The sequence below is a fragment of the Collimonas arenae genome (assembly GCF_000786695.1).
GTDB lineage: Bacteria > Pseudomonadota > Gammaproteobacteria > Burkholderiales > Burkholderiaceae_D > Collimonas > Collimonas arenae_A.
Map to the genome: position 1 here is coordinate 37,075 of NZ_CP009962.1, position 13,420 is coordinate 50,494.

Annotated in this window: 12 protein-coding genes; 7 read left to right on the top strand and 5 right to left on the bottom strand. The window is 54.9% G+C overall.

What is annotated here, in order from left to right:
* Positions 1-11: 11 nt before the first annotated feature.
* Positions 12-1,541, bottom strand: a complete 1,530-nt coding sequence (locus LT85_RS00130; protein WP_038483862.1) for a DNA cytosine methyltransferase — start codon at positions 1,539-1,541, stop codon at positions 12-14.
* 63 nt (positions 1,542-1,604) lie between these two features.
* Between LT85_RS00130 and LT85_RS25735 the strand changes: the two genes are divergently transcribed.
* Positions 1,605-2,027, top strand: a complete 423-nt coding sequence (locus LT85_RS25735) for a very short patch repair endonuclease (RefSeq protein ID WP_081991852.1) — start codon at positions 1,605-1,607, stop codon at positions 2,025-2,027.
* Positions 2,028-2,151: 124 nt separating this feature from the next.
* On the opposite strand, the gene LT85_RS00135 is transcribed toward LT85_RS25735, so the two are convergent.
* Positions 2,152-2,475, bottom strand: coding sequence for a helix-turn-helix domain-containing protein (locus LT85_RS00135; protein WP_038483865.1), 324 nt, complete (start codon positions 2,473-2,475; stop codon positions 2,152-2,154).
* Between the two features lie 228 nt (positions 2,476-2,703).
* Here LT85_RS00135 and LT85_RS00140 point away from each other — a divergent pair, with 228 nt between their 5' ends.
* From LT85_RS00140 to LT85_RS00155, 4 genes are all read left to right on the top strand, one after another.
* Positions 2,704-3,489 (top strand): SDR family NAD(P)-dependent oxidoreductase, encoded by a 786-nt coding sequence (locus LT85_RS00140; RefSeq protein ID WP_038483868.1) that lies wholly within the window; start codon positions 2,704-2,706, stop codon positions 3,487-3,489.
* A 131-nt stretch (positions 3,490-3,620) separates the two neighbouring features.
* Positions 3,621-4,574, top strand: coding sequence for a LysR family transcriptional regulator (locus tag LT85_RS00145; protein ID WP_301280514.1), 954 nt, complete (start codon positions 3,621-3,623; stop codon positions 4,572-4,574).
* An 85-nt stretch (positions 4,575-4,659) separates the two neighbouring features.
* A complete protein-coding gene (locus LT85_RS00150) occupies positions 4,660-5,346 on the top strand; it encodes a DUF4286 family protein (protein ID WP_052134439.1) in 687 nt (228 codons plus the stop codon).
* A gap of 183 nt (positions 5,347-5,529) precedes the next feature.
* The gene (locus tag LT85_RS00155) at positions 5,530-6,900 is read left to right on the top strand and encodes an MFS transporter (protein WP_081991854.1); all 1,371 of its coding nucleotides are present in this window, start codon (positions 5,530-5,532) and stop codon (positions 6,898-6,900) included.
* Between the two features lie 252 nt (positions 6,901-7,152).
* Here LT85_RS00155 and LT85_RS00160 read toward each other — a convergent pair whose 3' ends face one another.
* Positions 7,153-8,208 carry a GSU2403 family nucleotidyltransferase fold protein gene (locus tag LT85_RS00160; RefSeq protein ID WP_052134440.1) on the bottom strand — a complete coding sequence of 352 codons (1,056 nt, stop codon included), beginning with the start codon at positions 8,206-8,208 and terminating at the stop codon, positions 7,153-7,155.
* A 669-nt stretch (positions 8,209-8,877) separates the two neighbouring features.
* Positions 8,878-9,510, bottom strand: coding sequence for an ABC transporter ATP-binding protein (locus LT85_RS00165; RefSeq protein WP_038483873.1), 633 nt, complete (start codon positions 9,508-9,510; stop codon positions 8,878-8,880).
* Between the two features lie 124 nt (positions 9,511-9,634).
* On the opposite strand from LT85_RS00165, the gene LT85_RS00170 reads away from it, so the two are divergent.
* Together LT85_RS00170 and LT85_RS00175 are read left to right on the top strand one after the other, a co-directional pair.
* The gene (locus tag LT85_RS00170) at positions 9,635-10,240 is read left to right on the top strand and encodes a 2'-5' RNA ligase family protein (RefSeq protein ID WP_038483876.1); all 606 of its coding nucleotides are present in this window, start codon (positions 9,635-9,637) and stop codon (positions 10,238-10,240) included.
* A gap of 123 nt (positions 10,241-10,363) precedes the next feature.
* On the top strand, positions 10,364-11,806 hold the full coding sequence (locus tag LT85_RS00175; protein ID WP_081991856.1) for an aldehyde dehydrogenase family protein: 1,443 nt from the start codon (positions 10,364-10,366) through the stop codon (positions 11,804-11,806).
* Here LT85_RS00175 and LT85_RS00180 read toward each other — a convergent pair.
* Positions 11,793-12,842 carry an aldo/keto reductase gene (locus LT85_RS00180; protein WP_038483879.1) on the bottom strand — a complete coding sequence of 350 codons (1,050 nt, stop codon included), beginning with the start codon at positions 12,840-12,842 and terminating at the stop codon, positions 11,793-11,795. The two genes, LT85_RS00175 and LT85_RS00180, sit on opposite strands and share 14 nt — an antisense overlap.
* Positions 12,843-13,420 lie beyond the last annotated feature (578 nt).

Below are 13,420 nucleotides of genomic sequence, written 5' to 3' on the forward strand. Positions count from 1 at the left end.
GACGGATTTGCTCAAGTAAGAATTTCTTTAACTATTTGAGCGATCATTTTTGCTAGCAATGGTGGAACCGCATTACCGACCTGATGATATTGTTGAGTGCGGTTTCCTTGAAAGAAGTAGTTGTCGGGGAAGGTCTGTAGCCGAGCAGCTTCACGAACCGTTAAGCTGCGACACTGTGCTGGATCGGGATGGATAAAGTAATGTCCGTCTTTTGCTATATGGCTTGTGATGGTTGATGCCGGTGCATCGTAACGTTGGACGCGAAAGCGATCCGCGAATTTCCCACTTTCCCAATTTTCATGATTGGGTGCCAAACCAGCGAGAGAAAATTCTTCATGACCTTTTGGAGAACGGTCGTTAAGTGCGGCGTAAGCGGCGGCATATCCATATCGTCGAAGATCGCTTGTCATGTGACTTCGGCTTTCATGGTTCAGCCAAAAGCGGAGTTTCGAGTCGAGATACCAGTCTGTGTAATATGGGACCTCTCTCGACAACGCGCTTTTCGGGCAATGGAGTGCGCCCGGAGACAAACCAACACGAACCTGTTTGGAGTATCGCTTAAGATGTGCGGACAAACGATCCATATTCTTGTCTAGAGCCTCTTCAGCTAACTCAACTAGATGGTTTTTAACAGTTATGCTCCAATTTCTTGCAGAGTCATCACCATTACTTAGCTTGCTGCGAAGCGGCGGTAAGTCGCGGATAACCTCGCGTACGTGAACCGTTGGCTGAGCGACTAAGCGCTTGAAATTCGCGTCGATATCGGTGCGAACCCCAAGGAGGATGACACGATGGCGCGCCTGCGGAATGCCGAAATCTTCAGATTTGACAATGAAATCACGCGGATCGATTGCGTTGGGATCCATTCCACTCTCGAAGAAAGTATTTGTTACCAGAGAGTGAATGCGATAGCCTGGACGTAGGCTCGATACTCCGAACACACCATCGGGGTCCGCGAGATCTCGTAAAATGTCATGGAAAATCGTTTTCCCAGCAACCCGGGAAGATAGAATGCCCTTCACATTCTCCATTACGAAAACAGGTGGTCGACGATCTCTAATGATTCGTAAATATTCTTTATAGAGAAAATGTCGATGATCATCCTCTGGGCGATAACTAGGTGTCCCGATATTCCTTGAGCGTCCAACCAATGAGTAAGCTTGGCAAGGAGGGCCGCCGATTAGCACCCATGGCTCTTGTTCTTGCAATTTTTGATCGAGCACTGCATCAAGCACACGGTTGTCGTTTGGATTTCCCAGTGTAAGCTGTCTTGCTTCCAATCCAGACTCTTCCCACGCCGATTGAGACCGGGTGTTGTAGGGTAGTTTAGCGTCGCCATTGCAGAATTCGTAGTACCCGGAGAGAGAGCGAGCATCATGACGTATGAGCCGGAAGAAGCTGCGGAGTCGAAGTGTTTTATGGGCGGAGGATTCCATTTCCGCAGAAATTAAAATTCGGAACGCGTTTCCTTTTGATAGGGAAGAGAATCCTTCTCCGAGTCCTCCGGGGCCGGCGAACAGATCGACAATATTGATGGGCATGGGGTAAATCGGCAATCAAATTAAAGGGTACAATTTTCCAAACCGTAATGGCAAGGCGAACAAATGGTCGATATCGTTAGCGAAGCGGTAAGGTCACGCATGATGGCGTCGATTCGAGGCAAGAACACGAAGCCAGAAATGACGGTACGGCAATTTTTGCATAGTAAAGGTTTTCGTTACCGCTTGCATGTTCGTAGCTTACCAGGTTGCCCGGATCTAGTGTTGCCCAAATACAGGTTAGTAATTTTTGTTCATGGTTGCTTTTGGCATCAACACGCAGGATGTCGATATGCGACCACTCCAGATCAAAATTCCGAAAAATGGCAGCTCAAGTTTGCCCAAAATATCGAAAGAGACCGACGTAATATGGATCAACTTCGTGCAAACGGTTGGCGAGTGATCGTAGTTTGGGAATGCAGCGTTCGAACCGCCGGATCAATTGCAAGTTTAGATTCATTAGTGGATATGATTCTAGGCAATCGATAAAACTATAGGCCACGCTGTTTTTAAAACTAGATTCTCCAAGTTTGTCCGCTATATTCCATGCGCGGGGTAAATAGGAATTCACGGTTGAGCGAATCCAATGAAATTATGGATTTGAGATCTTCAGTTATCGATCTATTGAATCCAATGCACGAGAAAATTTAAGAATTTCGTTTTTCTTCTTTGTCGAAAGAAGGTGAAATGTCAGCATCAATTCAGCCAAGTTATCTTCTTCGGTATAAAAGTAGCCGGTAGGTACGTTCAATATTTTGGATAAATTCTGAGCGATCTTATAGTCGGCCTTATGAACTCCCAGTTCATATCGATTAATCCGCGTGCTCGCGACGAACTCGTCCAATCCCGCTTGAATTCCCAGCTGCTTTTGCGATAGGCCAGCGGCGAGACGTGCTTCTTTGAGGCGACGTCCCCATATTTCATTGGCATTGCTCATCAAGTAGTTCTCAATACTTATGAATAAGAACTACGAGAATCGTAATTTTTTGCTATCCTAGATACTACGTATATCGTAGTACTAGTGAGGATAACAGCATTGCTACTCAAAGTCTGTAGACCTGAAGTCTTCACACAAGCAATCCTTATGTGTTGAAAACCGCTAGTCAATGTCCGCTCCGACCAGAACCACCACCATTTCAGGAGCACCCTAAATCACGAGGCCCCAATGAACCCACTTAACGCCTACTTCCCCCTCACAAATAAAGTCGCCCTGGTCACCGGCGCCACACACGGTATTGCGATCCACATCGCCTGCGCACTCTCCACTGCCGGTGCCCGGCTGGCGATTCTGGATGCGCGGGAGCAGGAAGGCCATGCCATCGCCCGGCTGCTCGGCAGCGATCAGGGCCGAGCCCGGTTCTGGCAACTCGATGTCAGCGACAGCAACGCCGTACGGCGAATAATGGCTGCAGTAGAAGGTCACTTCGGCCGCATCGATATTCTGGTCAACAGCGCCGGCATCGATGCTGACAATCCATCTGCACAGGGGCTGTCAATCAAGCAGTGGGAAAAGGCCATGCAAGCCAACGTCAACGGCAGCATCCTGTGCAGCAAGCACGTGATCGCGCCGATGACTCGGGCTGGTGGCGGTTCTATCGTCAATGTGCTGTCCTTGTGCGCCCTGGAAGATGAACGCCACGAAGCGGCAGACCATGCGGCGAAGGCGGCGCTGCGTGTGGCCAACACGAATGCGCTGCGCTATGCCGCACGCAATATTCGCGTCAATTCGATTCATCCGGGCTTTTCACGGCCACCGGCGCTGGTGGAGGCCATGCGCAAGCAAGGCGACCTGACGCAGACGCTGGTCGACATGGCTGAGGTGCGGATGCTGACAGGCCGTGGTTCGGCTACGGATGTGGCGGCTGGAATTTTATATCTGGTGTCGGATGCCAGCCGCTTTGTCAGCGGTACGGAGCTTGTGATTGAGGCCGGGTATGGCTGTCGCTCATAAATAAACAGCGAAGTGACCGACGCTACGAATAGCGTCATGCAGAAAATTTGCCTCATGAATATTTTCGCCTTTTACCCGATTCAACATTATTTGTTCGGCTTGTGTAGGAGAACATCATCAACACGCGATTTCTGGAAGCGTTTGTGTGGATAACACGACTCGGCAGTTTTCGTGCAGCGGCGGAAAAGCTGAGCATTACCCAGGCGGCAATTTCCAACCGGATATCGTCGCTTGAACAGGATTTCAATACGCGCCTGTTCGATCGGGATGCGCGCGAAATCCGGCTCACATTCGACGGACGGTTGTTGCTAGGCTACGCTGAGCGGATGTTGGAACTGAGCCGCGAAATGTCCTCCATCGGCCGCACCGGGGCGAATATTGCGGGCGTTGTGCGTATCGGCGTCATCGAGACCATTGTCCATACGTGGCTGATCAATTTCCTGCGGCGTGTGCAGGAAATGTATCCCGGCATTGAGCTTCAACTGACCTCAGAATCAACGCGCCGCTTGCATGAACAACTGCGGCAAGGCGAGCTGGATCTTGCGTTGCAGACCGATTCTGTCATCGGCGACGGCATCCGCAATACACCTGGCGGGTCGATCGCCATGGGCTGGGTCGGGCGCGCGGCGGACTGGCCGGCAGAGATGCCGCCAGTCACCCTGGCGCAGTTGGCCAGGTTGCCTATATTCACCATGAACAGGGGCTCTCAACCGCATTGCGCATTGATTCAGTTGTGTGAAGCCGAGGGCGTGCCCACACCGCGCATCCATTGTGTCAGCTCCATTTCCGCCATCGTGCGGTTGGCGCAAGCTGGCTTTGGCATCGCCGTATTGCCGCTGGCGCCTGCGCGCGATGCGATCAGCAACGGCGTACTGCGCGTTATTCCGTGCACCTCGCCACTGACGCCGCAGCGCCTGATGGTGAGTTATAGCGCTGACCTAACCACCGAAGCGATTCAGCTTGTTGCCAAACTGGCCTGCGAGGAGGCCGCTCTATTTGCGCGTAACCTGGAGCCTGAATATGGCTTCAACGCGGGTATGGCAGAAGCCGCCCACGCTGAAAATAAAACTGATCGGTCGCAATAAAAATAACCCGTTTGTCATGGTGGGGCTGAAAACCTATTCTCAGGTTTCCCAGCCTTTACTGATAACTGATAACTGATAAACGGAAATGATGAGTACACAAGCAAAGAAAGAATTGCCCGGCATCTTGTTCGTGTGGACCAATGTTGACCCGGCCCATGACCATGATTTCAACCGTTGGTATGACCGCGAACACGTCGAAGAGCGGGTTCGCCTTCCTGGATTCGTTTCCGGCACCCGCTATCAAAGCGTGAAAGGGCCGCGCCAGTATCTGGGGTTGTACCGCACCACATCCCTGGCTGCGTTCAGGACCCCCGCCTATTTCAGTGCATTTCAGCAGCAGACACCGTGGTCGGTGACCAACCTGGCGCGCATGCAGGATCCGATGCGCCGGGTGTGCACCATCGATGCGGAAATCGGCAGCGGCACAGGGGCCTGGCTGGCGGTTTTGCGTCTTGGTAGGAGTGCTATCGGTAACGATCCGGCGGAGGTGGTGAAGCTGGGTCAACAATTGCAAGCACTCGATGGCGTGGTGGCGTCGCGCCTGCTGACGCCGGATAGCGTTCTGTCTACGCCGTTGCCGGCTGAGAACCCCAGCGGCCGCGTGCTTGATCCGATGCTGTTGATCGAGGCATCGTCGGAAGCGGCGGCAGAAAATGCGATTCGCCTGGCTGCAGAAGAAGTCGGCGGGGAATTAGGTAGCTGCGTGGAGAACTACGCGGACAACTACGCCATTTTGCGGTTGACCTGGCAGTTACGCGATAAGGCGGCATAAAAGATCGCAACTCACCCCTTGTAGCGACGAACTGTCACTGACATCCCGATTTGACGATGTGACCGTTGCTACGCACTGGGCAATACAAACCATCAACAAACTACGGTCAAGCAGGCCTGTCCGACGCATTCTTGCAAGAGACTGCCGGTGAAGGTGGAGACAGATTTATCAGAAGGAAGCCACATGGATCATCAACATTCAGTTGCAATACACAGTGAACACAGTAAACACAGTGAAGAGACGCAATCTGTGGAGGCCGTTCCGGGGACGGAAGCCGGTCCTGCCAAGCAAACGGCCAGTAGACTCGCCACCGCAAGCAGTGTGGGGACGACGCTGGAGTGGTACGATTTTACGGTGTACAACACACTGGCGGCGCTCATTTTCAACCGCCTTTTCTTCCCGTCGTTCGACCCCTTGTCAGGCACTATCCTGGCGTTCTCGACCTATGCGGTCGGCTATATTTCTCGCCCTATCGGCGGCGTGCTGTTCGGCCATCTGGGCGATAAGCTTGGGCGTCGGTTCGTGTTGGTGGTGACGCTGGTGCTCATGGGGATTACCACTGGTTTGATGGGATTGCTGCCGACTTACGCGTCGATAGGCATCCTGAGTCCGATCTTGCTGGTCACGCTGCGCTTTGTACAAGGCGTGGCGCTAGGTGGCGAATGGGCCGGGGCCGTGCTGATCTCGGTCGAGCACGGCGCGCCTGACAAGCGCGGCCGCAACGCATCGTGGACGCAGATCGGCCCTTCCTTTGGCACGTTGCTGGCAACCGGTGTCATTGCATTGATTACGTGGTTGGTGTCGCCTGACGACTTCCTGGCCTGGGCCTGGCGCATTCCGTTCATTGCCAGCCTGCTGCTGGTCGTGTTTGGACTCTGGATACGACGCGGTATTGAAGAAACACCTTTGTTCAAGGAACTGGATAAAAACCATGCAACCGCAAAAACACCCATCGGCGACGTCTTGCGCCTTCATTGGCGTCGCCTGCTGATCGCCGGCGGCTCGCGGATCGGCTCGGACGTGCTGTATGCGCTGGTGGTCGTCTTTACCCTGACTTATGTGACGACTGTCCTGGACCTGTCGCGTACGCTGGCCCTGACCGCGATCATGATAGGCACCGCATGCAACGCATTGACAGTGCCGCTATTCGGCGCGCTGTCGGATCGCATCGGACGGCGTCCCGTATATGCCATCGGGATCGTGCTTGGCGCAATCTGGGCGTTTGTCTTCTTCATGCTGCTCGACACTGCGCAACCTTATCTGATCGTACTGGCGGTTGTCGTAGGCTTGGTGGTACATGCCGCCATGTTTGGCCCGCAAGCCGCATTTGTGACCGAACAATTTCCTACACGGGTACGGTACGCCGGTTCCTCGCTAGCCTACACCCTGGGCGGAATCGCCGGCGGCGCTTTCGCGCCGCTGATCTTCGCCAGCCTGTTTCAGTCCTACCACAACACAATTGTCATCTCGCTTTACGTAGTGGCAGCGCTGGCGATGAGCGGCGTGGCATTGTTTGTTGCCCGTGAAACCGGGAAGTCTCCTTTGGAGGAGTAGCTGTTGCGATGTTCTGGAAATGGAGGCGGGGGCCAGGTCGGCAAACCGTTATTGGAGACCGGTGCGAGCATATTCCGCAGTTGAAGACCGATCCTGGCATCGCCGAGTCGTTGCTTGTACCGCCGAAGGCGGATACCTCGCGCAATGTACAGGGCTCCGTCGCTAACTGGCTTAATGATGAAGGCGTTTCATGTTTCGATGATACCTAGTGCAAATTACAAAAAACGATGAGCCAAAGTGATCTCGACCTGATCAGCCTAAAAGTGCATCGATCGCATCTCCCAAGGCTGCACCGCTTTGTTCAGAATGGCCTTGTATCAGAAGCTTCGCTTTACTGGCCCCTTTCAACATCATTACCCGCCCCTCATCTGGAAACACGTTCATCGCATCGGCAACGTCGTCGGGATAGCTCTCTTCCAGTGCGCAGATAAGAATTGCGGCCTGCAGGATGTCCTTTTCGCTTTTGGCGAATTGATTCGTCCGCGATATGCACGAAAAAAGTTTATGCACCGCGAAACGAGCCGGGGATGGGACGTAAATTGGGACCACGAAATTCTTGCTGAATGCGACAGATGTCATGCGGTCTTCTACCAGGTAGTCAAGAAATTGTACCGACTGCGCATGTACACCGAGCTCGGGAACCAATACAGCCTTCCCTGTCACTGCTCCACTCACTAACAGATCGACCATGAGTCTTTCCTTGCCGGGCAGTTTGTGCGTGACAGATGTGTCGCCAGGCCGCAGACCGGTTGGAACCTTGACAAAAGGCAGACCGGACGTTTTAAGCACATTAATTAGTTCAAGATTTGCGCCGGCAGCAAGATGTAGCGGGTACGATCGGACTACATCGATGTCTTCAGTGAGATAGGTTTGTGCGCGGACGCCGAGCCGGTTCAGTATGGCGCCATAGGCGTGACTTCCAACCAATGTCAAGCCGGCGCCAAACAGTCCATGGTTATGCAATGCCGCTAGCGTTGCACCTGTCTTGTCGTCTAAACACGCGAACCCGAGCTTGCGAAACATTTTGACCGCATCGACGTCCATCTTTGCGCGGTCAATGTCCTGCTGCGTCTTGGCGCGTGCCGCATCGGCCTCGGGTGTGCCGAGTGGACCACCGATGTACTTTTCGCAAGCCTTACCTGTGGCGTCGTAAAAGCGATGGTAGGAATAGACGCCGTCGCCTCGTTCTCGATCCTCTATCTTGCCGGGGGTACCGATATGCAGTTCGCCTTGTGCTTGTGCCGACTGAAGCACGTTTTCAAATTCGGTGTGAATCGTTGCGGAATGTCTGAAAAAAAGTGGTTTCATGGTTGGAAGCCTTTGCCACATAAAATTTAATTATATGTGGCAAAACGAGAATGTGCACACAAATGTCGCACGAAAATGTGAGAAAGTTAATTGTCGATCATAAGGTTTGCACCACCGGCTTAAAGCCGGTTAGCCTGCTTGCCGAGAGCATGGCGGCGTTATTCAGTGCCGCGACTGCGCCCAAGCTTTTATGTCAGGGCTGACATTTCGTACCAAAGTACACGATATTGCACCAATAGTATGATTTCCGAATTCTCGGTAAAAAAGTCGGCAATTAATTCCACATAAATTTTGAAATTTCTATTTATATATAATATAAATCAACAGGTTAAGGCTGATTAATGGTGGAAAAAATGTCGGAAAAATATGTATGAATTTCCTTGTCGGTTTGAGCCTTTTTTGCCAGGGATTCAAAAGGACGAGCTATATGCACAGGCAGCGTGCATAGTCCGGTCTGCGCTGAGTTTGACCTCTACCGCACATCCAAGTGCGGGCGAAGCCGTACGCGAGCTCGTACGGGCAATGAATTCGTATTACCACTCATTGCGCTGCAATTTCTGTTGCCCGAGCTTTATCCAGAGGTCAATGCTCTGGAAGATTAAACGGCGAAACAGAACTTCAAGACGCCAAAAGGCCGCGCGATCTCCAGCACGGCCAGTTCGGGCATGTTCAGTCTCCCAGATCCAGATGCGCTGCCAGCGGCACGCCGTCCGGTACTTCGTACAGCGCAATGACCCTGGCTTGCGTGGGATTAGCGACAGCTTGCGTGAGCATTTTTTTGACAAAATTGATGGAAGCTTTGTCCAGTCCCGCAAACGGATCATCCAGCAGAGTGAGTGTGGCGTTGGCGGCGAAAGCGGCCGCCAGCCAGACTTTGCGTTTGCTGCCGGTGGAGAGCATGTAGAGCTTCTTGTCCAGGTGCGGTGTCAGTGACAATCCCTCGGCCAGGGCGGGCAGCAAGCTATCGTCAAATCCCGGGTAGGCGGCGGGCAGCGATGCAAAATATTCGCGCGTTGTGATCTGGTCGAATGCTTCTGAACGCGGGTCTATCCAAAACAGGTGTCGCCGATAGGCTTCGGGTTGCTGGTCCAGGCGCACATCGCCGATCTGCAACTGCCCTGCCTGTGCCTGCAACGCGCCGGCCAGCAACTGCAGCAAGCTGCTCTTGCCGCAGCCGTCGCCGCCGCGCACCAGTGTGACGCCGGCTGGAATATCGGCGGACCAGTTGCTGAACAACGCGCGTTCGGGGTAATGAAAAGTCAGGTTGGTGGCTTGCAGGATGGGGCTTGGCTGAGCGGGCATGTGGTGGATTTTCAGAAAAATCGGACTATAAACATTATATAGTCAGCTTTCACAAGCTGATGGGGGGCCGCATGGTGCAAACGCGGCCGTTGATCCACTACTTTTTTTTGAAGGAGGGAGTGCCATGCCGCATGACAAACCTTTGCCTGGCGTTGCCTCTCCTCCGCAGCCCACCGACCGTATTTTCTTTGCTATCGTGCCCGACACAGCCGTCGCTGCGCGTGTTGAAAAATTGGCCGAGAACTTACGCCAGCAACATGATTTGCACGGCAGCCTGATCGATGTGGAACATTTGCATATCACCGTTCTGTTCGTGGGCAATTACGTCGGCTATCCGCAGGATACGGTCAACGCTGCTAGCTGGGCGGCATCCCATGTGATCCAGGCACCGTTTAGAGTCCAGCTCAATCATGTGCTGACCTTCGCTAACAAATCCGGCGTGGTGCGGCGCTATCCTACTGTGCTGTGCGGCGATGAGGGCGTGCTTGGCGTGGAGACGCTGCACCGGAACCTGTCGGACGCTTTGCACCGCTGTGGCTTCATGCGCAGGCCGTCGACCATGACGCCGCACATGACTTTGCTCTACGACCGGGAAAAAATCGTCGCGCAGGCGGTGCCGCCCATCGAATTTGACGTCGGCGAGTTTGTGCTGCTGAACCGGCACATCGGCCAGCGGCGTCAGTACACCGTGTTGGGCAGATGGCCTTTGCATGACCAATCGAGCCGCTGAATATTGCTGAAACTGTGTCGTAAGTCAGACATAATGAGCGCATCAATGCATATCCAGGCCTTAACCGGCGCGGAATTACAATCCAGATAACCATTCAAATAACAACCCAATCAAAGGGAGACTATGGACACCATTGCAACAGGAAGCGATAGCGGGCTGAACCAGATTAACAGCGAAATCCAGCGCGTTTTTGCGCTCCAGCGCGCTACCGCACTGCGCTTGCGCCAATCCACCAAGGCCGAGCGCATCGCCAAGATCCGCAAACTGAAAGCTGCATTGCTGGCGAATCGCGAAGCGGTGATTGCTGCGGGGTTTGCCGATTTCGGCAAGCCCGCCACCGAAGTCGAGCTGACGGAAATCCTGCCGGTGATCGCCGAAGCCAATGACGCACTCCGCAAGCTGGGCGGCTGGATGAAGCCGAAGAAGGTGTGGCCATCGCGTATGGCGGTCGGCACCCAGGGTTACATGCAGTATGAGCCGAAGGGCCGGGTGCTGATCGTCGCGCCGTGGAACTATCCGGTCAATCTGAGCCTGGGGCCGCTGGTGTCGGCGCTGGCGGCGGGTAACGCGGTGATCATCAAGCCGTCGGAAATGACGCCGCATGCTTCCGCCGTCATCGGCAAGATTGTGCGCGAGGTGTTTACCGAGGATGAGGTGGCGTTGTTCGAGGGGCCGGCGCCGGTGGCGCAAGCCCTACTGGAGCTGCCGTTCGACCATATCTTTTTTACCGGCTCGCCCGCCGTCGGCAAGATCGTCATGGCGGCTGCGGCTAAAAATCTTACCAGCGTGACGCTGGAACTGGGCGGCAAATCGCCGACCATCGTCGACGAGACAGCCGATTTGAACATGGCGGCCAAGAATATCCTTTGGGCCAAGTTCACCAACAACGGCCAGACTTGTATCGCGCCTGATCACATCTACGTGCATGCCAGCGTCAAGGACGAATTCCTGAGACATTGTATTGCGGCGCTGGAAGAAGCCTACGGCAAGGACGCGCAGCAGATCGACAGCCCTTGCCTGGCGCGTATCGTCAATGAGCGCCATGCCGAGCGCGTCAAGGCGCTGCTGGATGACGCTACCGCACGCGGTGCGCGGGTGGTGACGGGCGGCCAGGTCGATGCTGGCCAGCGTTATATCGCGCCGACGCTGATCGACGGCATTCCCGACGACGCCAAGATCATGAGCGAAGAAATCTTCGGGCCGCTGCTGCCGATTATCAGCTTTACTGAGCTCAGTACGGTGATCGCCCGCATCAACGCCGACCCCAAGCCGCTGGCCTTGTACGTATGGAGCCGCAAGCAGGAAAACATCGACAAGGTCATGCAGCAGACCACCTCTGGCGGCGCTTGCATCAACCATTGCGTGGTGCAGTTCCTGCATGGGAACCTGCCCTTCGGCGGCGTCAATAATTCCGGCATCGGCAGCGGCCACGGCCATCATGGCTTCCTGGCGTTTTCGCATGAGCGGGCCGTGGTGCGCGGCCGCATCATGCTGGCAAAGATGTTTTACCCGCCCTATACGGGCATGACGCGCAGGCTGGTCAACCTGTTCATCAAGACGGTTTGAAGCGCGCCGTGGCCGCCAGCGCTTCGACGGCGGCCGGGTCGGCCAGCTTGTCGATGAACCAGTTCGGGTAGACCGGCGCCAGCGGCGTGGCGGCGTCGAGTTCTGCGACTTCTTCGGCGCTCAGCTTGATGCTGGCGGCGCCGAGGTTGTCTTCCAGTTGCGGCAGCTTCGAGGCGCCGATCAGCACGCTACTGACCGTATCTTTCGCCAATAGCCAGGCCAGCGCGATTTGCGCCACGCTGGCGTTGTGATGACGGGCGATGGCGCGCATATGCTCCACTACCGCGAAGCCATGTTCCTTGTCGAAAGGCAGCAGGTCGAAACCGGAGAAGCGGTTATCCGGATGGGACAGGCTTTCGCGCGTATATTTTCCGCTCAGGAAACCGGACGATAGCGGGCTCCATACCGTCATGCCGAGGCCGTAGCGGCGCATCATCGGCGCCACGTCGCGTTCGACGTCGCGGCCCAGCAGCGAGTAATGCATCTGGCCGTGGGTGAACGGCGCCAGGCCGTTGGCTTTCTGGATTTCCAGCGCGGCCGCTACTTTCCAGGCCGACCAGTTGGAAAAGCCGATATAGCGCGCCTTCCCCGAGCGCACCACGGCGTCCAGCGCCCATAGCGTTTCTTCCAGCGGCGTATGCGGATCTTCCCGGTGGGCGATATAAATATCGACCCAGTCGGTGCTGAGACGCTTCAGGCTCTGGTCGATCGACCACAGGATATGCCGCCGCGACAGGCCCGACTGCGACAGCGCCGGACCGGTGCGAAACCCTACCTTGGTCGCGATCACCACTTCATTGCGGCGCATTTTCAGCGCCTGCCCCAGCAAGGTTTCCGATTCGCCGCCAGCATAGCCATCTGCGGTGTCGAACAGGTTGACGCCTACGCTGAGGGCATGTCCGACCAGTTCATCGGCCAGTTGCGCGCCGACCTTGTAGATCGCGCCGATGTCCTTGTTACCGGAGGTGAAAGTCATGGCGCCGAAAGCCAGGCGCGAAATCAGCAGGCCGGTCTGGCCGAGCATGGTGTATTGCATGGTGGTTCTCCTGATGGCGAATGAAGTAAGAGGCTGTTGCAAACACATCTGGCGTTGTTGCCCTTGCAGGGCGCGCCCGGCTTACAAGCCCGGGCCGTTCCGCAGGCAGACGACAGTGTCGTCTGAAACCCCTGCTACACCCTCCTGGCCGTACTGTTCGTACTGTCTTCGTCGGCGCGCCTAGCCAGCTGTGTTTGCAACAGCCTCTAAATAGGACTGACGCAAAATTCCGCCAGCGGCGTTATGCCTCCTAGCTGTACCTTCGTACTATCTTCGTCGGCATGCCTTGCTGGCGAAATTTTGCGTCAGTCCTGGTAAAGAAGCGACAGACGGCAAGAAGACCGGATAAAAAGTGTCCGCGTGGTAATTTTATTGTACGATATTCCCGCAGGACGTATTGCCGGGCATGAAAGTGAGCAAAAAAACAAGGAATCTTTGCTGTGAGCCACGCGCAGCGCTATCGTCGATTCAACGCCAGATGCCGATTGACGTTTGCCTGCTATGCGGTACCAGGCGATGTGGAACTGATAACTTGAAAGCGCTGTCAACCAAATCCCGCCTGCGGCGTTTTTATGCTT